This window comes from Sediminibacillus albus, assembly GCF_900101125.1.
GTDB classification, from domain to species: Bacteria; Bacillota; Bacilli; order Bacillales; family Amphibacillaceae; genus Sediminibacillus; species Sediminibacillus albus.
Genome location: NZ_FNFL01000001.1, coordinates 554,678 through 578,179 on the forward strand (window position 1 = coordinate 554,678; position 23,502 = coordinate 578,179).

General features: G+C 40.6%; 21 protein-coding genes. 4 read left to right on the plus strand and 17 right to left on the minus strand.

All coding sequences use genetic code 11. The annotated features are described in order from the left end of the window. Positions 1 to 7: 7 nt before the first annotated feature. From lpdA to BLR93_RS02900, 5 genes are all read right to left on the minus strand, one after another. A complete protein-coding gene (gene lpdA / locus BLR93_RS02880) occupies positions 8 to 1,417 on the minus strand; it encodes a dihydrolipoyl dehydrogenase (protein WP_093211029.1) in 1,410 nt (469 codons plus the stop codon). A 3-nt stretch (positions 1,418 to 1,420) separates the two neighbouring features. Next, positions 1,421 to 2,722 (minus strand): dihydrolipoamide acetyltransferase family protein, encoded by a 1,302-nt coding sequence (locus BLR93_RS02885; RefSeq protein ID WP_093211031.1) that lies wholly within the window; start codon positions 2,720 to 2,722, stop codon positions 1,421 to 1,423. Between the two features lie 17 nt (positions 2,723 to 2,739). Further along, entirely contained in the window at positions 2,740 to 3,717 is a 978-nt protein-coding gene (locus BLR93_RS02890; RefSeq protein WP_093211033.1) for an alpha-ketoacid dehydrogenase subunit beta, read from the minus strand. 3 nt (positions 3,718 to 3,720) lie between these two features. Further along, positions 3,721 to 4,803: a pyruvate dehydrogenase (acetyl-transferring) E1 component subunit alpha gene (gene pdhA, locus BLR93_RS02895; protein ID WP_093211035.1), complete on the minus strand. Its 1,083-nt coding sequence runs from the start codon at positions 4,801 to 4,803 to the stop codon at positions 3,721 to 3,723. A gap of 600 nt (positions 4,804 to 5,403) precedes the next feature. Further along, the gene (locus BLR93_RS02900; RefSeq protein ID WP_245690041.1) at positions 5,404 to 6,147 is read right to left on the minus strand and encodes a YkyA family protein; all 744 of its coding nucleotides are present in this window, start codon (positions 6,145 to 6,147) and stop codon (positions 5,404 to 5,406) included. A 241-nt stretch (positions 6,148 to 6,388) separates the two neighbouring features. Between BLR93_RS02900 and def the strand changes: the two genes are divergently transcribed. Continuing rightward, a complete protein-coding gene (gene def, locus BLR93_RS02905) occupies positions 6,389 to 6,940 on the plus strand; it encodes a peptide deformylase (RefSeq protein WP_093211037.1) in 552 nt (183 codons plus the stop codon). Between the two features lie 108 nt (positions 6,941 to 7,048). Here the strand turns inward: def and BLR93_RS02910 are convergent, their stop codons facing one another. Beyond that, on the minus strand, positions 7,049 to 7,819 hold the full coding sequence (locus tag BLR93_RS02910; protein ID WP_093211039.1) for a Cof-type HAD-IIB family hydrolase: 771 nt from the start codon (positions 7,817 to 7,819) through the stop codon (positions 7,049 to 7,051). A 524-nt stretch (positions 7,820 to 8,343) separates the two neighbouring features. Here BLR93_RS02910 and BLR93_RS02915 point away from each other — a divergent pair. Both BLR93_RS02915 and rnjA read left to right on the plus strand, forming a co-directional pair. Beyond that, a complete protein-coding gene (locus BLR93_RS02915) occupies positions 8,344 to 8,553 on the plus strand; it encodes a DNA-dependent RNA polymerase subunit epsilon (RefSeq protein ID WP_093211041.1) in 210 nt (69 codons plus the stop codon). 3 nt (positions 8,554 to 8,556) lie between these two features. Further along, entirely contained in the window at positions 8,557 to 10,224 is a 1,668-nt protein-coding gene (gene rnjA / locus BLR93_RS02920; RefSeq protein ID WP_093211044.1) for a ribonuclease J1, read from the plus strand. Positions 10,225 to 10,271: 47 nt separating this feature from the next. Here rnjA and BLR93_RS02925 read toward each other — a convergent pair whose 3' ends face one another. The 7 genes from BLR93_RS02925 to BLR93_RS02955 form a co-directional block, all read right to left on the minus strand. After that, complete coding sequence (locus BLR93_RS02925) at positions 10,272 to 10,940, minus strand: potassium channel family protein (protein ID WP_093211046.1); 669 nt, start codon at positions 10,938 to 10,940, stop codon at positions 10,272 to 10,274. Positions 10,941 to 11,012: 72 nt separating this feature from the next. Further along, positions 11,013 to 12,026, minus strand: a complete 1,014-nt coding sequence (locus BLR93_RS02930; protein WP_093211048.1) for a cytochrome d ubiquinol oxidase subunit II — start codon at positions 12,024 to 12,026, stop codon at positions 11,013 to 11,015. Then, a complete protein-coding gene (locus tag BLR93_RS02935; RefSeq protein ID WP_245690042.1) occupies positions 12,023 to 13,375 on the minus strand; it encodes a cytochrome ubiquinol oxidase subunit I in 1,353 nt (450 codons plus the stop codon). The genes BLR93_RS02930 and BLR93_RS02935 overlap by 4 nt, the downstream gene beginning before the upstream one ends. A 293-nt stretch (positions 13,376 to 13,668) precedes the next feature. Further along, the gene (locus BLR93_RS02940) at positions 13,669 to 15,411 is read right to left on the minus strand and encodes an ABC transporter ATP-binding protein (protein ID WP_425440922.1); all 1,743 of its coding nucleotides are present in this window, start codon (positions 15,409 to 15,411) and stop codon (positions 13,669 to 13,671) included. A gap of 120 nt (positions 15,412 to 15,531) precedes the next feature. Further along, positions 15,532 to 17,283 carry an ABC transporter ATP-binding protein gene (locus BLR93_RS02945; protein WP_093211052.1) on the minus strand — a complete coding sequence of 584 codons (1,752 nt, stop codon included), beginning with the start codon at positions 17,281 to 17,283 and terminating at the stop codon, positions 15,532 to 15,534. A gap of 282 nt (positions 17,284 to 17,565) precedes the next feature. Next, positions 17,566 to 18,015 carry a TlpA family protein disulfide reductase gene (locus tag BLR93_RS02950; protein ID WP_093211054.1) on the minus strand — a complete coding sequence of 150 codons (450 nt, stop codon included), beginning with the start codon at positions 18,013 to 18,015 and terminating at the stop codon, positions 17,566 to 17,568. Positions 18,016 to 18,158: 143 nt separating this feature from the next. Then, complete coding sequence (locus tag BLR93_RS02955; protein ID WP_093211056.1) at positions 18,159 to 18,701, minus strand: peroxiredoxin; 543 nt, start codon at positions 18,699 to 18,701, stop codon at positions 18,159 to 18,161. A 268-nt stretch (positions 18,702 to 18,969) separates the two neighbouring features. Between BLR93_RS02955 and BLR93_RS02960 the strand changes: the two genes are divergently transcribed. Beyond that, positions 18,970 to 19,809 carry a mechanosensitive ion channel family protein gene (locus BLR93_RS02960; protein ID WP_093211058.1) on the plus strand — a complete coding sequence of 280 codons (840 nt, stop codon included), beginning with the start codon at positions 18,970 to 18,972 and terminating at the stop codon, positions 19,807 to 19,809. A 76-nt stretch (positions 19,810 to 19,885) separates the two neighbouring features. On the opposite strand, the gene BLR93_RS02965 is transcribed toward BLR93_RS02960, so the two are convergent. The 4 genes from BLR93_RS02965 to cbpB all read right to left on the minus strand — a co-directional run bounded on the left by BLR93_RS02965 (position 19,886) and on the right by cbpB (position 23,223). Beyond that, positions 19,886 to 20,128, minus strand: a complete 243-nt coding sequence (locus tag BLR93_RS02965) for a YkuS family protein (protein ID WP_093211060.1) — start codon at positions 20,126 to 20,128, stop codon at positions 19,886 to 19,888. A gap of 467 nt (positions 20,129 to 20,595) precedes the next feature. Then, positions 20,596 to 21,711, minus strand: a complete 1,116-nt coding sequence (locus BLR93_RS02970; RefSeq protein ID WP_093211062.1) for an N-acetyldiaminopimelate deacetylase — start codon at positions 21,709 to 21,711, stop codon at positions 20,596 to 20,598. A gap of 127 nt (positions 21,712 to 21,838) precedes the next feature. Beyond that, the gene (gene dapD, locus BLR93_RS02975) at positions 21,839 to 22,561 is read right to left on the minus strand and encodes a 2,3,4,5-tetrahydropyridine-2,6-dicarboxylate N-acetyltransferase (RefSeq protein ID WP_093211064.1); all 723 of its coding nucleotides are present in this window, start codon (positions 22,559 to 22,561) and stop codon (positions 21,839 to 21,841) included. Between the two features lie 173 nt (positions 22,562 to 22,734). Continuing rightward, complete coding sequence (cbpB, locus tag BLR93_RS02980; protein ID WP_093211066.1) at positions 22,735 to 23,223, minus strand: cyclic-di-AMP-binding protein CbpB; 489 nt, start codon at positions 23,221 to 23,223, stop codon at positions 22,735 to 22,737. Positions 23,224 to 23,502 lie beyond the last annotated feature (279 nt).

The following is a 23,502-nucleotide window of genomic DNA, read 5'->3' on the forward strand; positions in this document are numbered from 1 at the left end:
CTACTGTTTATTTTGCAATATGAATTGGAGTGCCAAGTACTACTTCGGCAGCTTCCATCGTAATTTCACCAAGCGTTGGATGTGCATGGATAGTAAGTGCTAAATCTTCAGCAGTCATTCCGCTTTCAATAGCCAAACCTAACTCGGCAATCATGTCACTAGCATTTGGACCAGCGATTTGGGCACCAATTACCAATCCGTCGTCTTTTCTAGTAACTAATTTCACAAAACCGTCGCTATCGTTAAGAGATAAAGCCCGGCCGTTTGCAGCAAACGGGAACTTAGAAGCTTTGACGTCGTAACCAGCTTCCTTGGCGCTTTGCTCATCATAGCCTACAGTAGCAAGTTCTGGCTCTGAGAAGACAACAGCAGGGATGCCATTGTAATCAATTTCCGACTTCTCGCCAGCAATCACTTCTGCAGCTACTTTACCTTCATATGAAGCCTTGTGGGCTAATGGAGGGCCTTCGACGATATCCCCGATTGCAAAGATGCTGTCTACATTTGTCCGGCATTGATTATCTATCTTAATCAACCCTTTATCGTCCAGCTCGATGCCGACTTGCTCAAGGCCAATTTCCGCTGTGTTTGGACGGCGGCCAACAGTAACAAGCACATAATCCGCTTCAATGGTTTCTTCTTTATCTTTCACTTCATATGTCACTTTTACGCCTTCACCGGTTTCATCTACACCTTTAGCCATTGCATTTGTAACTACATCTACACCTTTAGCTTTCAATCGGCGCTTAACTAAAGAGGTCATTTGCTTTTCGAAACCGCCTAGAATATCCTTGGTACCTTCTAAAATAGTAACTTTAGTTCCGAAGTTAGCATAGGCAGTACCCAACTCTGTACCAACATAGCCTCCGCCGATGACAACCATTTTCTCAGGAATTTCTTTCAAATTAAGCGCTCCCGTAGAATCAAGGACACGATCAGAAAATTTGAAAGCAGGAAGTTCAATTGGGCTGGATCCTGTTGCAATAATACAATTGTTGAAAGTATAGGTTTGGGAATTTTTTTCATCCATTACCCTAACTGTATTTTTGTCAACGAAGTAAACTTCGCCTTTGACGATGTCTACTTTATTGGCTTTTAATAGTCCTTCAACACCTGTTGTAAGCTTGTTGACGACACTGCCTTTCCACTCTTGTACCTTAGAGAAGTCTACAGTGACATTTTCAGCTTTAATTCCCATATCTTCTGCTCCATGGGCATGCTCCATACGGTGCCCTGCCTGAATTAAAGCTTTTGAAGGGATACAGCCGACATTCAAGCAAACTCCGCCTAAATTGCCTTTATCGACAATTGTGACATTCTGGCCTGTTTGGGCGGCACGGATGGCGGCCACATAGCCGCCAGGTCCAGCACCAACAACAAGAGTATCTAACTCAATTGGAAAATCTCCTACTACCATAATTTACGCCTCCATCATAATTAATTGTGGATCGTTCAACAACCGCTTAATCTGGTTCAATGCCAACTGGGCCGTAGCACCATCGACAATACGGTGATCAAAGCTTAAGGATAGAGCCAGCACTGGAGCTACCACGATTTCGCCGTCACGTACAATCGGTTTTTCAGCGATACGTCCAATGCCAAGAATAGCTGCTTCTGGGTAGTTGAGCACAGGTGTAAACCATTGTCCACCGGCAGAGCCGATATTGGAAATGGTGCTTGAAGCGCCTTTCATTTCATTCGGACCTAGTTTACCATCTCTTGCTTTTACAGCTAATTCGTTTATTTCTTGAGAAATTGCGAATATAGATTTTGCATCAGCATTTTTAACAACTGGTACTAGCAAGCCTTTTTCGGTATCTGCAGCAATCCCTACGTTGTAATAATGTTTTTGCACAATCTCATCTGTATTCTCATCGATTGATGCGTTAAGGATTGGATAATTTCTAAGTGCAGAAACGAGAGCTTTGACTACATATGGCAAGTAAGTCAACTTGATTTCCTGTTCAGCAGCAACAGCTTTAAACTTCTTCCTGTGTGCTACTAGTTCGGTCACATCAACCTCATCATGAAGCGTCACGTGAGGAGCTTTTGTCTTAGAATTAACCATCGCCTTGGCAATTGATTTGCGGATCCCGCTCATTTTTTCGCGAGTTTCCGGGAATTCACCTTCTGGAACTGTTTGAGTACCAGTAGCTTGCTCAGCAGCTGGTTCTTCTGTTTGGTCTTGGCTGGTATCAGGCGCTTGTTGTTGTCCGCCATCAAGATAACTGTCGATATCCTCTTTGACTACACGTCCGTTTTTCCCAGAGCCTTGGACTTTACGGATGTTGACGTTATTATCTCTTGCATATTTACGGACAGAAGGCATAGCAATGACACGCTCATTTGATCCTTCGTCATTTTCTTCCTTATCATTTTCAGGTTCAGCATCACTTTCTGCAGGTTTCTTTTCTGCCTCTGCAGTGTCAGCCTCTTCTTTTTGTGCCGGAGCTTCTTCTTCACCGTTATCATCCGATTCATAACCCTCAGCATCAAATGTAATGATTACGTCGCCAACGACAGCGACTGTTCCTTCATCGACTTTCACATCTTTGACAGTGCCTTCTACAGGAGAAGGGATTTCTACGACTGCTTTGTCGTTTTGCACTTCACAAAGTACATCATCTTCTGTTACTTTGTCGCCTTCTTTTACGAACCACTTTACGATTTCACCTTCATGGATACCTTCACCGATATCCGGAAGTTTAAATTCAAAAGCCATTTACATTACCTCCCATCTTAAAAGTTAACTACTTGGTTTACTCTTTCTATTATGTCGTTATAGTTTGGAAGCCAAACTTCTTCTGCTTGAGAGAATGCATATACTGTGTCCGGAGCTGCCACTCTCAATACAGGTGCTTCTAAATGCAGAATCGCACGTTCCTGGATTTCCGCAATGATATGGGAAGCCATTCCAGCTTGGCGCTGTGCTTCTTGCACTACTACTACACGATTTGTTTTCTTCACTGATTCTAAAATTGTATCAATATCAATAGGCATGATTGTACGTAAATCAATTACTTCTGCTTGAATGCCGTCTTTCTCCAACTCTTCGGCAGCTTTCAAAGAAGAATGGACCATTGCACCGTAAGCAATAAGTGTAACGTCACTTCCCTCGCGCTTCACTTCTGCCTTTCCTAAGTCAATGGTGTATTCTTCCTCAGGAACCTCCCCGCGGAAGGAACGATAAAGCTTCATATGTTCAAGGAACACTACTGGATCGTTGTCGCGGATAGAAGAAATCAATAACCCTTTTGCATCATAAGGAGTAGAAGGAATGACAACTTTCATTCCAGGCTGCTGGGCAATAAGGCCTTCTAAAGAGTCTGCGTGTAATTCCGGTGTATGAACGCCGCCGCCAAACGGAGAACGGATGGTGACTGGCTGTCCTTTCGTTCCACCGGAACGGTAACGCATCCGTGCCATTTGACCATTAATTGCGTCCATCGCCTCATAAACGAAGCCAAAGAATTGAATTTCTGGCACAGGACGGTACCCTTGCAAAGCAAGACCGATTGAAAGGCCGCCAATTCCTGATTCAGCCAACGGTGTATCGAACACGCGCTCTTCGCCGAACTCGTCTTGTAGTCCTTCAGTGGCACGGAACACACCGCCGTTTTTACCGACGTCTTCACCGTAGACCAGCACATTTTCGTCATTTTTCAATTCTGTGCGCAATGCATCAGTGATCGCTTGAATCATTGTCATTTGTGCCATGATTTACTTCGACTCCTTTTCTGAATATTCTTCCAACTGTTCTTCAAGATGGGATGGAAGTTCTTCATACATATTTTTAATAAGGTCTGTTACCTTCTGTTTTGGTTGTTCATCCGCTTTTTTAATAGCAGCTTTTATTTCTTCTTTTGCTTGTTCAATGACTTTGTTTTCCTCTTCTTCCGACCATAGGCCTTTTTTCTCAAGGAAACTGCGGAAACGAACAAGAGGGTCTCTTTTTTCCCATTCGTTATCCATGTTTTCTGTACGGTAACGAGTTGGGTCATCTCCGGCCATCGTATGCGGGCCATAACGGTAAGTCAGTGTTTCAATTAACGTAGGACCTTCACCGTCTACAGCGCGTTGGCGTGCTTCTTTCGTAGCAGCATAAACAGCCAATACATCCATTCCGTCTACCTGAATCCCTTCAATGCCTGCAGCAACAGCTTTTTGAGCCAATGTTTTTGCAGCTGTTTGCTGTTCTACAGGAACTGAAATGGCAAATTGGTTATTTTGCACAACAAAAATCGCTGGCGCTTGATACGCACCGGCAAAGTTAATTCCTTCGTAGAAATCCCCTTGCGATGTACCGCCATCGCCAGTGTAAGTGATTGCTACCGATTTCTTACCTCGGCGTTTCATACCTAGGGCAACTCCTGCTGCCTGTGTATATTGGGCGCCAATAATGATTTGCGGGCTCAGGGCATTAACACCTTCAGGCATTTGGTTTCCATGGTAATGGCCTCTGGAAAACAAGAAAGCCTGGTACAACGGAAGGCCATGCCAGATCAACTGAGGCACGTCACGATAGGCAGGAAGAATGAAATCTTCTTTTTCCAGCGCATAATGTGTACCTAACTGGGAAGCTTCCTGTCCCGCAGTAGGGGCATAGAAACCTAATCTTCCTTGGCGGTTCAAAGCAATAGAACGCTGATCCAAAATACGGGTGTATACCATTCTGTGCATTAATTCCTTTAATTCATCATCTGATAAGTCAGGCATTAAATCTTCATTGATTATCTCGCCGTCTTCATTCAGAATTTGAAACGTTTCAAATTGGTTTTCAATGTTTTCTAGTGTACGTTTCAAAATGACTCACCTCTTCCTTTCTCTTATCCTTTAGATTTGTCCCCGAGTAATCCGGGGTAAGTAAGACTGAATTTGAGTGGGTTGAACATTAGAATACACATTCAACTAAACTTAAGCAGAAAGCCCGCACAAAGGGGATTATTCCTTGTGTGTTTTAGCCTTCCCCAAAGTTGAAAAAATCTGTACCAATTATTATAAAAATACAATACCCTATATTTATTTACCTTAATCTAATGATGAAGCAATAAACAAACTGTTACATAGTTTATCTTTCAAATGACTGGTACAATTTTCACTCTGACTTTAGTTTAGCTTATTCAAAAGTGAGGGTCAAACACTTTAACTGTTAATATTGTATTTTTTTATACGAGTTTTACCCGAGTTGTATAATTCCCGAATGATTTCGCCATCGAGCTGAAATTACTGCTGTTTCATTAACTTGCTGTAACTGTATTAGTAATTCCCAGCTTATTTAGCCAAATGGAATAGCATCTTCTGTTTCTGTTGCCCGGCATTTCATTTTAAATGTGGCGACAGTACTACCTATAAATAACAAAAAGGCCTCCACACCCGACTGTGTGAAGGCCTCAAAATTTGAAGTTAATTACTCTTTTCAGAATCAGCTGGTTGTTCCGTTTCTTTTTCATCCTTTGTTTCGCTATCCTCTTCCTTGGAGTTGCTTTCGCCTTGCTTCTCATATTCTACATTCAATTCTGCCAGTTCATAAAATTTCTGTTTTAACTGATTGTATTTTTCTGTTTTTTCATTAAATGCCTGGTTAGCAGATATAACTTGATCATAACTAGCGTTTATCGAGTCAATTTGGTCCCTTAATTCCTGCTCCTTCAACTCTTTATTCTGAAGCATTTCATATAGTTTTCTATCTTGTTCTAAAGCGGAGGAATAGGCTTTATTCAAGTCTTGATAGGCAGAATATCTTTCATCCATGGTAGCAGCCATATCTTCAGCTGCTGTTCGTACTTTCTCCTCATCCAAATCTTCAATTAAAGAATCAACCTTATCAAATTCAGCTTTGGCTGCTTCTATACTTTCCTTTTCAGTTGCAAGCCGGTCAGCGCGCTTATCAATTAAATTCAATGCTTCCTGTGATAGTTTTTTGACTTGGTCAAATTCTTCCATTCCAAGTGAGATGATTTGGTTATAAAGTTCTTTCTCCTGCTTTTCCAGTTCAACTAGCGGTTGTTGTTGATCTGCAAAATCATTCTCCAGCACAACAGCCTCCTCTAAATGCTCGTACATCTTTTCTGCTGTAGACTGGCTGCTGCATGCTGTTAAAATGACTAGTAATACACCTATCATCATCGTTGTTTTTCTCAGTGGCAATGGTTCTCCTCCTAACTACTTGCTATGATAACCTTTTTTTATGTAAAGCGGCAATTACTTTTCCAATAATATAACAAAAAATCATTAATATAAAGAGGAAAGGGAACTACGAAAATAGATTTATTCTTATTTTATGAGATAAAATGTAAAACATGCTTGTTTGCATGTATTTGAATACCTTCCCCTTGCGTTCTATGTTAAACTAAAACTCAGCAACGAATGCAATTTAGGAGTGAAGAAAATGATTACGATGGATGATATTATCCGTGAGGGAAATCCCATTTTAAACAAGACAGCGGAAGCTGTACCCTTACCCCCTAATAAGGAAGATATTGATATTCTAACTGAAATGCTGGATTACTTAAAAAACAGCCAGGATGAAAAAATAGCGGAACAATACGGATTAAGGCCGGGTGTAGGACTGGCTGCTCCTCAAATTGGACTTTCTAAACGAATGATAGCTGTTCATTTTGAGGACTTTGACGGCAAACAGTACAGTTATGGACTGTTTAACCCGCGTATTATCAGTCATTCTGTTGAAAAAGCATATCTTACTACAGGAGAAGGCTGCCTATCTGTTGACAGGGAAGTCCCCGGATATGTACCGAGATACGCCAGAATTACTGTGAAAGCAACTGATTTGGATGGCAACGAAGTGAAATTGCGGCTGCGCGGGTATGCAGCGATCGTGTTCCAGCATGAAATTGACCATTTAAACGGCGTTATGTTTTATGATTATATAAATCACGAAAATCCATTCGAAGAACCAGAAAACGCCAAACCCATCGAGTAAAACCAAAGTCTGAAGCAACTGTTTAGCAAAACTTACAGGCTGAACGGTTCCGAAGTTTGCAAGTATCAAAAAAGGGAGTGCTGCTTAATATGCAGCACTCCCTTTTTGCTATAATAACCCGATTTGTTTCATTCCTTTGAATAGTCCCGCTTTATCTACATCCTCTGTGATTAAGTCAGCAACTTGTTTTAATTCCGGGACCGCATTCCCCATTGCAACGCCTGTCCCTACATGTTTAATCATTTCAATATCATTAAGGCCGTCTCCAAATGCATATGTATCTTTTATATCTAATCCGCTTGCTTCAATCAGCTTATCAACACCCACTGCTTTAGAGCCGCCCCCAGGCAGTACATCACATGAATAGTCATGCCAGCGAATGAAAGACAGAGCTTCATCATCATGGTAAGCTAACTCTTCCTGGTCCTCACAAAAAAGCAATGCCTGGTAAATTTCCTTCTTATAAAAGAACTCAGGGTCCACTTGAGGGTACACGAATTTTAGGCTTGCTAAGCTATCGGAAATAAACGGGTCTTCCTTAACAGATGCCCTCATTCCTTCATGGTTTAAATAGACCATTGCATGTCCTGACTGTGCAGCCTTTTTTGAAAGCGAGACGAGCTGTTCAACGGTCAAAGGGTTTTCATACACTGTCCTGCCTTCCAGAACTACATATTGACCATTAAAGCAAACATAGGAATCGATGTTTAATTCTTCACGAATCTCCTTGATCATAAACGGTGCCCGTCCAGTTGCAATAGCCACATAAACACCGCTGCTTTGCAGGTCCTTCACCGCCTGCTTTGTTTCCTTTGGTATCTTCTTATCATGGTCAACGATGGTTCCGTCAATATCCAGAAAAACTATTTTTTGGGTCATCCTATCCCCTGCCTTTACCTGTTGATTTATTCTTAACTGTTCTAGTTGCCTGATACATATACCATTGAATTTTCTCACTTGGTATAAGATGTCTAGTTCAGTAAAAAATATCATTACACGAGGCAGCAAAAAACTCAAGCTAAAATGTGGCAAAAAGAAAAAAATTAAAATAAGAAGCGCGTTTCTATTTCAATATTTGCCATTTCATACTATACTATAAATTAATAGGGATTGGATCGGTAAAACGTTTTTCTGTTGCTTTTCTTTGTGTATAAGGAAAGGAGCTGAAAGTAATAATGCTAAAACGTTTGAGGGAAAAGCTCAAAAAACAATGGAAAGGTTTGTTAGGTCGCGGGCGCAAAGGTGTACCTAGTACTTTTGAAAATGATTGTCGTTAAACGTAATAACTCTACTGCGTTATAAAAAAACTTACTGATAATAAACATGCTATGGACGATGTAAAGAAAAAGATGCTAAATACGGAGAAATAACTGGTAATAACTGATTTGAGGAGAGATATATTAATGGTATATAAAGTACTTTACCAGGAACTCCCCCGTGAAGTTCCTGTACGTGAAAGAACAAAAAGCTTATACTTTGAAGCTGATACAGAACGAGATGTAAGAAGAGTGCTCGCCAATCGCAATATCAATATCGAATTTATCCAGCAGCTTGATGAACCGCATTTGAATTATGAAAAGCAATCCCCTGATTTTGAAGTGGAGTCTCTTTAACCGATGAAATTTGTTAAAAATGACCAGACAGCTGTTTTTGCACTTGGCGGATTAGGCGAAATCGGAAAAAATATGTACGGTATTCAATTCCAGGATGAAATCATTATCGTGGATTCAGGTATTAAATTCCCTGAAGATGAATTACTCGGCATTGATTATGTCATTCCTGATTATACCTATCTTGTGCAAAACCAGGACAAAATTAAAGGATTATTCATCACTCACGGGCATGAGGATCATATTGGAGGTATACCTTACCTTCTTAAACAAATCAATGTCCCTATCTATGCTGGAAAACTTGCGATTGAATTAATTAAAAATAAATTAGATGAACATGGTCTTTTGCGAAATGCTAAATTAAACACATTTCAAGAGGACGACGTAATAAAATTTCGTAAAACATCAGTTACCTTTTTCCGTACTACTCATAGCATCCCTGATTCTTATGGAATCGTAGTGAAAACACCTCCAGGCAATGTTGTCCATACTGGTGACTTTAAATTTGATTTCACTCCGGTAGGCGAACCTGCAAATTTGGCCAAAATGGCTGAAATAGGAAAAGAAGGTGTACTTTGTTTATTATCAGACAGCACTAATAGTGAGGTACCTGGTTTTACCATGTCCGAACGCGTAGTAGGCGATAGCATTAGCGACATTTTTGGCCGTACCAACGGAAGGCTTATTTTTGCTACTTTTGCTTCTAATATCCACCGCTTGCAGCAAGTTGTCGAATCTGCTGTCAAACATAACCGTAAAGTTGCGGTGTTTGGAAGAAGTATGGAAGCAGCCATTAACATTGGCCAAGAGTTAGGCTATATCAGAGCCCCTAAAGACACTTTCATTGATGCCCAGCAGCTAAACCGACTGCCTGCAAATGAAGTAACTATTCTTTGTACAGGTTCTCAAGGAGAACCAATGGCTGCCCTTTCCAGAGTTGCCAACGGAACTCATAGGCAAATACAAATTATGCCTGGCGATACGGTAGTATTTTCTTCCTCTCCAATCCCTGGGAATACCGTAAGCGTCAGCAGAACGATCAATATGCTTTATCGGGCGGGCGCCGAAGTAATCCACGGTCCGTTAAATGATATTCATACTTCCGGTCATGGCAGCCAACAGGAACAAATGCTCATGCTCCGGCTGATCAGACCTAAATACTTTATGGCTATTCACGGAGAATACCGGATGCTGAAGGAACATACAAAACTTGCCCATGCATGCGATATCGATCCCGGCAACTGTTTTGTTATGGATAATGGTGATGTGCTGGCCCTTGGTAAAGACAATGCCATGGTCGCAGGAAAGATCCCTTCCGGCTCAGTATATGTCGACGGAAGCGGGATAGGCGATATCGGAAATATTGTTCTGCGCGACCGCCGAATCCTTTCCGAGGAAGGACTAGTTATCGTAGTCGTCAGCATTGATATGAAAGGATTCAGAATTGCCTCTGGCCCAGATATCATTTCTCGTGGTTTTGTTTATATGAGAGAATCAGAAGACCTTATTAAGGAAGCGCAAAAATTGGTTTCAACTCACCTTAATAAAGTGATGGAAAGACGGACGACCCAATGGTCTGAAATCAAAAATGAGATAACAGACACAGTTGCTCCGTTCTTTTATGAAAAAACCAAGCGTAAGCCAATGGTACTGCCGATAATCATGGAAGTGTAATACCAAAAACCCCCCTCCTGAACTAGGAAGGGGGTTTTTTGAATGTGTTAATCATCATCTACAACTAAATGCTTTTCAAATCTGCTAATATCTTTATCTGCACCAATTACAATCAGAATATCATCATGCTTGATGACTTCATCCGGCATTGGAGAAACATTTATGTGTTTGGCTTGTTTAATTGCTACCACGTTACATCCGTAGTTGGCCCGAATATCCAAGTCAACCAGCGTTTTTCCGCTCATTTTTCGGCCAGCTTTTACCTCGGCGATACTATACTCGTCGGATAGTTCCAAATGATCGAGTATGTTATTTGAAATCATGCTGTGGGCTATTCTTTTGCCCATGTCTCTTTCCGGATGAACGACATGGTCTGCGCCAATCTTGTTTAGTACTTTCTCATGATAGTCGTTTTGGGCTTTGACTGTTATTTTACCTATACCTAATTCTTTCAGCATAAGTGTAGTTAAAATGCTCGATTGAATATTATCGCCGATAGCGACTATCACATGATCAAAGTTTCTGATCCCCAGTTCTTTTAAGACCTTTTCATCTGTGGTATCTGCTATAACTGCATGTGATGCAATATTCTTGTACTCATTGACTTTGTCTTCGGCCAAGTCTATTGCTAGCACGTGCATCCCTTCTTTACTAAGTTCACGGCAAATGCTTCCTCCGAATCGACCTAGTCCGATGACTGCAAAATCTCTACCCATGCGTCTTCCTCCATATCTAATTAATGCTTTCATAAGTCTATCACATTTTCGGGAGAAAAGGCAGGGACTGGACTATTTTTTCCCCTTCACATAATCTGCATCAAACAAAAACATTTTCATTAACATAAATAAGGATGGTATTAGTAACAGCAACCCAAGAATGAATGCTATAACTAACGCCAATCCCATCGCTTCATGGGCTGCCCCCTGATGCACCGTTACATAAGGATAAAGCAAGTACGGCATGTGACCGGCGCCATACCCGAAAAAAGCAAAGAAAAATTGGAACATGACAAAAACAAACGCCAATCCATATCGTTTTCCTTGATATATCAACCACATAGCAATAGAAAAACATCCTACGGACAATCCGAACACCCACCACAAGTCAATCATATTTTGAAAATGTTCCATATTATGCTGACTCAATGCAATAAAAGTCGTTAAGCTTGCGATAATTGTAGGGAAACTCCAAAACAGTGCATACTTTCGCACCAGCCCGAGTGCCTGGCCATCATTCGCCCTGTTTGCATAAAAGGCCAGAAAGGACGAGCTTATATATAGGACTGAGACAATCGCAAGCAAAACAACACTCCAGGAATAGGGGCTAGTAATTAATTCTCCTGTCAACAACCTGACATCGCCATTTATTTCCTGGATAAACCCGCCTTCCGATATCGTCAATGCCGTGGAAAGCGCAGCAGGAATTAACAATCCTGTAGCTCCATATAAAAACATGTAAACATTACTTCGTTTAGAACCGTAGTTTTCAAACGCGTAAAATGACCCTCTAATGGCTATAAGGACAATAGCAATACTTCCCGGTATTAACAGTGTTTGTCCATAATAATAGGCTGTGTCAGGAAAGAAACCAATCAGCCCGACAAAAAAGAATACAAAAAATACATTGGTGACTTCCCAAACAGGAGACAAATATCTTGAGATTAATTGATTAATCAAATGATCTTTTTTCGTCTGCTTCGCATAATATGCAAAAAAACCTGCACCGAAGTCAACAGAAGCCACTATCAGGTAACCATAAAGAAACAACCATAATACAATGATACCTGTCATTTCATAGCTCATGAAAAATCATCCTTTTTCGGAATATGTGGGTAGCGCTGTTCCAACTCAAGCTCGACAGGATTATTTCTGAATAACTTCCTTAGAACGCTGACTCCGATCACTCCTAACGCAATATATAAAGCCAAGAACAGGAAAAACATCCAGCCGACATGCGGACTAGTGGTAGCAGCTTCTGCTACTTTCATATATCCTCTTAAAATCCATGGCTGGCGTCCCACTTCTGCAAGTATCCAGCCAAATTCGATGGCAATCATAGCCAAAGGGCCGTTGAGAACAATTAACCAAAGCAGCAGTTTATTTTCTTCATTCCATTTACGTATCCTCAAAAAGATTAAATAAAGCATAGAAATACCTAAAGCATACATTCCAAGGATTACCATTCCATCAAATAAATAATGGATCCATAATGGCGGGAGCAACGCTTCATCAAATTCTTCCAAACCTGTTACCTCACTGTTAAAATCGCCAAAAGATAAAAAACTTAGAAACTTCGGCAGCCTTATCGCATTTTCGACCTCATTTTGGTCATTAAGTGTGCCGAATAATATTAAATCAGCCCCCGTTTCTGTATCAAAGTGCCATTCATAGGAAGCAAGCTTTTCTGGCTGATGCTCTGCCAGATATTTTGCTGAAACGTCGCCTGCTATGGCAGTCAATAAAGCAAATATCAGCGTAGCGGACATAGAAAGCTTCAATGCTTTCTTGTAATATGGATTGGATTTCTTTTTAATGATATTAAAGGCAGTAATTGCTGCCAGGATTGCTGCCGATGCCAAATAGGCCGATGAAACGACATGAAAAATTTTTGCAGGGGCCGCAGGATTCAGAATAGCAGCAATTGGATCAATCGATGTGATTGTCCGTCCATTAAGCTCAAACCCTTGCGGCGCATTCATAAAAGCATTTACTGTTGTTATAAATACAGCGGACATCGTCGATCCGATAATGACCGGGATGGATAACAACCAGTGATATATTGGTTTGCTAAAACGATCCCATGTATAAAGATATGCCCCTAAAAAAATTGCCTCAAAGAAAAAAGCGAAGGTTTCCATGAATAATGGCAAGCTGATTACATTTCCGGCGATTTGCATGAAGCTTGGCCACAACAAAGAAAGCTGTAGTCCGATTGCTGTACCAGTAACTACGCCAATAGCTACTGTTATAACGAAACCCCGTGTCCATCTGCGGGCAAGCAGTATGTAATGCGGATCGCCCTTCTTGATGCCGATAAACTCAGCAATAGAGATCATCAATGGAACTCCGACACCGATTGTTGCGAAAATTATATGAAAGCCTAACGTTAATGACGTTAAAGCTCTACTCATCGTTACACTATCCGCTAACACGCGAATCCCCCCTCCTAATTTGCTCGATATTGATCAAAGTAATATAATCCTATCTTTTTCCCTATTAGCCTAAACTGCTATCGGATAAACACCGATTATTGGAAAGAATTTTTCCTAGATTCTACAATATCGTGCTTTTTAGGAGCAACCTCCTGTCAACTGCTTTCATTATATGTACGTTAGATGGGAAAATGACAAAAAAAAGACTGCCCTTGCCGCGACATCTATCCACTGCTTAATAAATATATACTAAGCGGGAAGATGTTACGGAAAAGACAGTTTCCTACACTATTCTATAAAGCGTTCAGCATTTGAAATTGAGATTTCACTAGGTCAAAATACTCTCCTCGTTTTTCCATCAGTTCTTTGTGATTGCCTTGCTCGAGTATTTTTCCATGCTCAAGGACAATAATATTATCCGCTTCTCTAATCGTTGAAAGCCGATGGGCAATCATAATAGCTGTCCGCCCGTGCAAAAGTTTTTTCAAAGCATCCTGGATTTTCACTTCCGTTTCTGTATCGATGCTTGCTGTCGCCTCATCTAAAATTAATATCCGGGGGTTCGCGAGCAATGCCCGGGCAAACGATAGAAGCTGCCGTTCCCCAGCAGAAAGAATATTCCCTCGTTCCTCTACTTCTGTTTGATAACCATCTGCCAGCCTTTTTATAAATTCATCAGCTCCAACAACCTTTGCCGCTTCGTGAACTTCTTCATCAGTTGCTTCCGGGCGGCCGAAACGGATATTTTCCATAATAGTTCCGGAAAAGATAAAGGTGTCTTGCAAAACTACGCTAATATTGCTGCGAAGACTGTCAATTTTAAGATCCTTTATATCCATCCCATCAATCCTAACAACCCCCGCAGTTGGATCGTAAAAACGGCTGATCAGGTTAGCAATGGTTGATTTCCCAGATCCTGTATGTCCGACTAACGCCACCGTCTGTCCGGGTTTCATCTCTAAAGAGATTTCATGTAAAGCAACCCTGTCTTCATTATAGGAAAACTGGACGTTGTCAAACTCTATATGCCCCTGCATATCATGGACTTCTTTAGCATCCGCCTTCTCTTCTACGTTCGGCTGTTCATCCAGGAACTCAAATATCCGTTCAGAGGAGGCCATTGCCACCAATAACTGATTGTAAATTTGGCCGAGCCGGGAAATAGGCTCCCAGAACATGCCAAGAAAAAAAGCAAAGGACACGAACGTCCCTATCTCTATCCCGCCATTTGCCTCGCCTAATATTAGGAGGTGTGCTCCATAAGAGATTAAAATAACCGTACCGATAGCATTGCTCATTTCTACAAACGGACCGAAATAAGCACTTTTCTTAGTAGCCTGACGTTCACTTTCATAGTTATCGGTATTAACTCCGTCAAAAAACTCTGTATTTTCACGCTCTTGCGAGAAGGACTGCGTAATCCGAATCCCCTGCATGCTTTCGTTTAAATGGGAGTTCAGTCTTGATTTCTGTATCCTGACTTCCTGCCAGGATCTCCGAATGTTACGTCTCAGTTTGGTGGATATATAAAACATTAACGGCAGAATAATCATTACTGCCAATGCTAAAGGCGGGCTGAGAACAAATAAGATAACGACAATACCCAGCAGCATTACTACATCCATCAGCAGGTTAATGATTCCATTTGTAAACAACTCTTGTAAAGAGTTAACATCATTTAATATCCGGACTAGTATCGAACCAGCAGATCGTTTGTCAAAGAAGTTATGTGATAAATGTTGGACATGTGAAAAAAGATTTTTCCTAAGATCATAAATGACATTCTGTCCTAATATATTCACCCATTTTATCCGGAAAGTGTTAGCCAGATAGCTGAGCAAATAGAGGATGGAAATCCCTATAACTAAATAGGTTAGGAAGTTAAAATCCTCATGTTTTATTGCTACGTCAATCGCTACTTTACCGATAATCACCGGGACAGCCATCCGAATCAACGTAGAAATAAACATTGCGATAATTGCCCCTGGCACAAGCTTCCTGGAATATGGTTTGACATATGTCAACAGCCTCAGCATCTGCCTCCAGTTAAACGGCTTTTCAACCGCCTGGTCAAGCGGATAGTAAAACCTGTTAAGGTGTCTATTTTTATTTGGTTGACTTGCCGTTGTTTTCGCCACGTTCATCCCCCCTTTTTTTTATTCCACAGCACTCATTATTTCCTGTTTATCCTGGTATTGAATATCATAGATTCTTTGGTAAGGCCCGCCGTTATGGAGGAGCTCTTCGTGCGTGCCTCTTTCAACAATTTCCCCATCTTCTAAGACAAGCACTTCATCTGCATGTTTTAGAGATGAAATCCGGTGGGCAATAATGAATGTCGTTCTACCTTCCATTACTTCTTTTAATGCTTTTTGAATTTCAAATTCTGTTTCCATGTCAACAGCAGAGGTTGCATCGTCCAGTACCAATATGCTCGGATTAATCAAAATTGCTCTGGCTATCGCTATCCGTTGTTTTTGGCCGCCTGAAAGACCCATCCCCCTTTCGCCAAGCATTGTTTCATATCCGGCAGGCATTTCCATAATGAAATCATGGGCCTGCGCTCTCTTGGCTGCATCGATTATTTGATCCATGGTTGCAGTTGGGTTGCCATAAGCAATATTTTCTTTTATTGAAGTCGAAAACAGGAATGATTCTTGTAAAACGAATCCGATATTACGGCGCAGCGCTTTTAAATCATAGTCTTCTATTTTTCTTCCATCAACCAATACTTCTCCTTGCTCTGGCTCATAAAACCGAGTGATTAATTGTGTAATACTTGTTTTCCCAGCACCTGTAGCGCCTATCAGTCCGATAACTGTCCCAGGAGGGGCATCGAAAGAGATATTTTTCAGTGCAGAATCATCATCTTCCGCATAGGTTAATGTAACGTCTTTAAAACTGACGTGCCCTTGGAGATGCTGTATCTCGACTGCCGTTTCTTTATTGGTAATATCCTCATCAGCTTCTAAAATTTCCAACAATCTTTCTCCAGAAGCTTTTGCCTGGGAAAACATATTGACAATAAAGCCAAGCTGCATAAGCGGTCCTAGAATATAATTTACTAAACTGAAAAAGGCAACCAAGGCACCTAGAGTCAAATCACCATTCATTACTAAATAACCGCCGAACGCTAACAAAGCAACCATACAAATATTTCCGATAAACTCCATTAAAGGAAAATACTTAGCCCAAATATTGGAAGTTGCAATATAATTTTCTTTATAATTATCGTTCTTATCTGTAAATCGAGTAATCTCAAAGTTTTCCTTTGAGAGAGACTTTACAGTATTCATTCCGCTGACATTTTCCTGGATTCTCGTGTTAAGTCTACCCATCGATTTACGGATTTTTCGAAACGATGGATGGACACGCCGGTCGAATTTATATACAACAACCGCAAGAAATGGCATTGCTGCCATCGTAACCAGAGCCAAAGGTACAGAGTAATAAAACATGACACTAAGGCTGATAACAATCAGAAGGACTATTTTTATTAATTCCTTGCATCCTGCAGCCAAAAAGAACTTAAATCCTTCTACATCCATCGTCAAACGAGACATCAAGTCGCCTGTTCTGGCGTTATCATAGTAAGTAAAAGAAAGTCTTTGCAACTTTTTATACAGGCCATCCCTAAGTGTATAAACAGATTTCACTCCGAAAAGTTCTCCTAAATATTGTTGAGAGAAATTTGCAACCCCTTTTATTGCCATGATCAAGATAAAACCAACAGATAAATAAGGAATCAATCTATATTGCTCATCTATTACTACATGGTCAATCGTTAGTTGCAGGACAACTGGATAAATAACAGTAATCACGGTAACTAACATGACAAAAAATAAAGAAGCAAAAAATAGTTTCTTAAATGGCCAGTAATATTGCTTTAACTTTTTAAAAGTATTCAATGGTTTCCCTCCTTCTGATAAATTTTCGCGTATGTATAAATATATCGGGTAACGAAATATTTTTCCACCCATTTGACTCAATTTTTCCAAAATTTTTAATCGATTGCAAATTATCCTTTATAAGCTTTTTATGTAAGGAACATACCTATAACAGAAATACCAATGCAAAGCAGGCCCAGACCCAAAAGATGGACAAGGTCATGGAAGACTTTCCGTTAAGTGATTTGAGTATTTAGCATAAAAAAAGGGATGCTTATAAGCATCCCTATACAATCGCATAAGTTATTTTTCATTTTTTCCAAGTACACGGTTCACGCGTTTACGCAGCATTTTCATGCCGCCGCCGCCTGCTTGGAAATGACGGAGATTGCCTTCTGCATCAAATACATAATATGCAGGGACATATTTGTTATCGAAAGCATCTGTCAAAGCATGCTTGTTATCAACAAAGATCGATTGAGAAATTCCATGCTCTTCAGCCACTTCCTTAATCGTATCCAAATCAAGGTCTTTCTCAGAACGAGGCATATGAACAGCTATCACATTAAGTTCATCTTTATATTCATCACGGAACTCATTGACATTCGGCATAGCTTCTTTGCATAACCCGCAGCTGACAGACCAAAAGTGGATTAATGTTGGCTTTCCGCCAATCAACTCGTCTTTAGTTACTTCTCCATTCAACCATTCTGTTGCACCTTCTAATTCAGGCATAGGTTCTCTTAACTTCATCGATATTCCTCCTTATTAAGGCATTCCCGGTTATCAGCTGAGTTTGATTGAGAACAGCGATAACCTAAATGCATCTATATATTTCTTTAAGAGATTAAAAAGGTCTAACACTAAGTGTTAGACCCGTATTAGCAATCAATCACTTACAGTGTTTCCTGACCAGGTTTCCAGTCTGCTGGGCAAAGACCCCCGGTTTGAAGTGCTTGCAATACACGAAGCGTTTCATCTACGTCACGCCCGATATTATTGTGGTTAACCACTTGATACTGCAGCTCGCCTTCCGGATTAATGATGAAAAGTCCGCGAAGAGCTACCCCTTCTTCTTCAATAAGCACTCCGTAGTCCCGGGCTACTTGATGGTTTGTATCAGCAGCTAAAGAATATTCCAAGTCTCCAAGACCATTTTCATCACGTGAAGTGTTGATCCAAGCCAAATGAGTATGAATGGTATCAGTTGACACTCCGATTACTTCAGCGTCAAGGTCTTCAAATTCGTCGAATCGATCAGAAACAGCTGTAATTTCAGTCGGACATACAAAAGTGAAATCCATAGGATAAAAGAAAAGAACTGTCCATTTATCGTTTTTCATATTTTCTTCCAAGGAAACTTTCCCAAATTCTTTATTAGGAAGAACAGCCTCCATTTCAAAGCGTGGTGCCTGCTTTCCTACCATACGTTCTGCCATATAAAATCCCTCCAAAAAGTAATTCAAGTATTTCAACGTTCGGATGTTGATTTACAAAAATATTATAAATGACTACCTATTACTAGTCAAAAATAAACACTTAACTACTATCAATAACTTTCATAATATAACCAAATTCGACGCTTCCATACGAATCCGTCAATTTTTTGACCGAAGGCAGCACAATGGATTCCCTATATTAATTAGTTGCTACTCACGCGCATCTTGCCTACACTTATCATTGAATAAATGGGGAAGGAGCTGGAACATGAATTTATTAGAAAATGGGTTGAACTTTAACTGGAGTGGTGCGTTAGAGCTGATTATTACCAATGGGTTGAAAATAATATTACTGATTATCGGACTTATGATTGCCGCCCCATTAGGAAAAAAAATCATCTCAAAAACAATAACAGCTGCAAGCAACAAAGAAAAAATTTCACAGGGAAGGATAAGAACATTAGAGAAGTTACTAATTAATATTTATTCATACGTACTTATCTTTTTGTTTATTGTCATGTTATTTGGCATTTTCGAGATTCCTGTCGCCCCGCTGTTAGCTGGTGCAGGTGTACTCGGTCTGGCAATCGGGTTTGGGGCACAAGGCTTGGTAAGTGATGTTGTCACCGGGTTCTTTCTTTTGCTCGAGAAGCAAGTGGAAGTTGATGAATATGTGACCGCAGGTGGGTATGACGGAATTGTCGAGGAAGTAGGATTGCGGACGACCAAGATCCGCAGCTTCGATGGTACGCTCAATTTTGTCCCTAATCGCGAAATATCTGGTGTAAGCAATCATTCGCGCGGCACGATGCGAGCTTTGGTAGATATCGGCATCAGTTACGAGGATAATATTGACGAGGCAATGGCCGTTCTGCAAACCATTTGTGATGAATTTAAAGAAAATGATGATCGATTTAAGGAGGGGCCCGATGTACTTGGTGTGCAAAGTATTGGCTCTTCAGACATAGTCCTCAGGGTGCTTGGCCAAACAGAAAACATGGCTCAGTGGGCAGTTGAACGAGACATGAGAAAACGGATAAAAGAAGCATTTGATGCAGCAGGAATCGAAATTCCTTACCCGCATCAAGTTAATGTGGATAAGACATAAAAGGAAAAAAGCGAGGCAACATTCAGATTTTAAATCTGAGACTGCCTCGCTTCGCTTTTTACAGGGAGATGTCCGTTTATTGGAAACGTCTGTCTACTTGATTGCAAACTTCTTCAGCAGTCATTCCATTGGCATTGATTACCGAAGCCTGAGTGCTAGCCGTTGCCATCCCCATCACATCTTTATCCTGGCCGGAAATAACACAACAGTCACAATTCTGCACATCCTGCTCCTGCCTTAAGTCTACTAATTCATATCCTCTTTCCTGCAAAGCCCCTTTAACGTCTGAAAGCGTCCCTTCAATACCAATCCTAGGCATTTTGAAAACCTCCTAAAAATTTATCAAAGTAATCAATAATAGAATCCCCAACAAAACATATGGTATACAGAAAAGTGGAAACGCCTGATCAGTACTTTATGAATTGGACTGCTTCGCAGGAGATAAAGGAAACACCGAGCCTGCGCGAGGATGTTGACTTATCGGACGAAGAAGCTCTCTGCTTCTCCTTTGTTGATCTACTTTCCCGGGTTTTCGCTCTTCTTTCAGCCGGAGTTGATCTTCTTTGCTGTAAAGTTGCTCTACTTCCACTTCTTTGATCTACTTTCCCGGGTTTTCGCTCTTCTTTCAGCCGAAGTTGATCTTCTTTGCTGTAAAGTCGCTCTACTTTCTCTTCGTTGATCTTCTTTCCCGGTTTTGCGCTCTTCTTGCAGCCGAAGTTGCTCTTCTTTGCTATAAAGTTGCTCTACTTCCTTTCGTTGATCTTCTTTTTACTAACCGCTCTCAAACTACAGACTTCTAATCGTTTTTTCTACAATGTTCACTCCTACTTCCAGTGCATCTTCGTCGGGGTCCAGCTTACTATGGTGCAAACCATATACTGAATCGACTCCAAGCCAAAACATAAAACCTGGAATCTCCTTAAGCATATAACCGAAGTCTTCTCCGGTCATGGCCGAACTGGCGTCTTTCCAATTAACATTTTCCGTTTCGACTATTTGCTTAAATTTCTGCACATAGTGTTCATCATTAAATACTTGATAATAGTTTGATCCATAATCGATCGCTATGCTGCAATCAAAGCTAATTTCATGTCCTTTGGCAATCTGCTCAATATGCTTCTTTACTTGATCAATTATTTGAGGATTCAATGTTCTTATCGTACCCTCGAGTCTGGCATTTTCAGCAATGACGTTTTGTACAAATCCTCCTGTGATTTTTCCGATTGTAACTACGGCACTTTCTAATGGGTCAACCCGTCTTGACACTATTTGCTGCAGCTGGGTGACAAAGCTGCTGGCAGCCGCCACCATATCGTGGGTAAGGTGAGGATAGGCAGCATGCCCCCCTTTTCCTTTGAAATCGATGAATAATTCACTCGTGTTAGCAAATAACAGGCCAGGTTTTGAAGAGACCGTTCCTACCGGAAGTTCAGGTGCAATATGAAGGGCAAAGATCACATCAGGCCTCCATGAAGAGAATATCTCAGAATCCAGCATCGGGAGTGCTCCGCCTGGTCCCTCCTCTGCCGGTTGAAAAATAAACACTACGTCATCCTTGATTGGAGTCTCGGCCAACCTTTCCAGGGCCCCGAGCGCAATCGTCATATGAAAATCATGCCCACAAGCGTGCATGTAACCTTCATGCCCTGATACATAAGGATAGTCATTCTCTTCCATTATTGGCAGTCCATCAATATCGGCCCGAAAGCCAATAATTCTTTCAGGGTGGCTGCCGGCTACTTTAACGGCAAAGCCGGTTTCCCACTTTCTTATTTGCAAATGTGCTTGTGGAAAAGAAGCAACAAGCTCTAATAATAAATGTTGCGTTTTGTACTCCTGAAAGCCTGGCTCGGGAATTTCGTGTAAATTTCTGCGTATTTTGATTAAATCAGCTGTATTCATTCAAACACCATCCCTTTGGTTGTTGCTAAAGGTTATCTCCATCATTTTATACAAAAAAAGCAGGAGAGATAATCCCCTGCTTAGCAATTAAAATTTTACGCCTTCTAGGGCTTTGTTTATTTTTGATTTACTCTTGGTCCAATTTTCTAAGTTCGGCTTTAATTTCTGTTTTTGCTTTTGTCTGGTCATCTATTTCCTTTAAAACCTTGGCAGGTGTACCGGCTACTAATGTATTGGCAGGTACATCCTTTGTGACAATTGCTCCTGCAGCAACTACAGCACCTTCCCCGACTGTTACTCCTTCCAGTACGACCGCATTAGCACCGATTACGACACCATCTTCAATCACGACCGGTTTGGCAGAGGGTGGTTCAATTACACCGGCGAGTACTGCTCCGGCACCAATATGGCAATTTTTACCTACAGTAGCTCTGCCTCCAAGTGTTACATTCATATCAATCATGGTTCCTTCACCAACCACAGAACCAATATTGATCATAGCGCCCATCATAATGACGCAGCCATCGCCAATTTCCACTTGATCACGAATGACAGCACCAGGTTCAATCCGGGCATTTACTTGCTTTAAATCAAGCAATGGAATTGCCGAGTTTCTCCGATCATTCTCCAATACATAATCTTCAATTTTGTTTTCGTATGTATGCAAAACGGGTTGAATATCTTTCCACTCACCAAATAAAACACCTGTTTTTTCATCAACAAAGTCCTGTACTTTTTCACCGAAATCAAGGGTGTTTAATTGGTTCCCTTTAATATAAACTTTGACAGGTGTCGATTTGTTGCTATTTGAAATGAATGAGATAATTTCATTAGCATCCATCATCTTCATGTAAATCCCTCCAATATTTTATTAAGCTACCAGCTTTACTTTATCAAATTTCATTGTAAACGTACAAGGAATTTAGTTGGCTGGCAAGTAAAGGGGGAATTAATTATTAGAATCCTCGATTTTCCGGCAATATAAAGAGCTCTTAGAATACTAAGAGCCCAACATCTAAATCGTCATTTATTTTTGGCTAGTTCTGTAATCGTCTCTGATAACGTTATTTTATGTTTGTTCGCGTGAAGGCTTTTATTCAACTGCTTTAATATTGCTCTTCTCGTTAATATTCCGTCAAAATAACCTTGGTCATCTGCTACACATACAAAGGGAAAGTCAATTACAGCTTTTAAACCTGTCAGGAAACTATCTTTTCTATGCAGACACGGGATGTCTTTGTTCATTACTTCGCTCACTTTGATATCTGCTAATCTTTCCATCTCAAATCGTTCTAATCCAAGTATTTCATTTAGAATTCGTGTCTTCCCTATTGTCCCTTGTAATTTATAAGAAGCATCAAGAACTGGTACTGCTGAATATCCAGACTTCACCAATACTAGCAAAGCATGCTCCAAGGGATTCCCCATCTGCACGTGAGCCACTTTCTCTGAATTGATCATTAATTCTTCAACATACATTTCCATCATTTCTTTGTTTTCTACACTGTTCATTTTGATGAACACTCCTTTTTTTGCAGTTGAAGGAGTTTGTTTTTTCACGCATTACTGCCCAACAGTATTTTACCACAATCACTTTTAGAAAACCAATATTTACATAAAATGTAAATAGAAAATTTACGCCCTTCATGCCAAAATCCTACTTTTCATTCCACCGCCCCCATGAGCTTAAACTTACTTTCTTTATATTATATGTGTTTCGTTGTATAATAAGTAATCAGCAAAATTTAATATTTAGTGTGGATAATCTTAATATTCTGGCCGAATTTATTT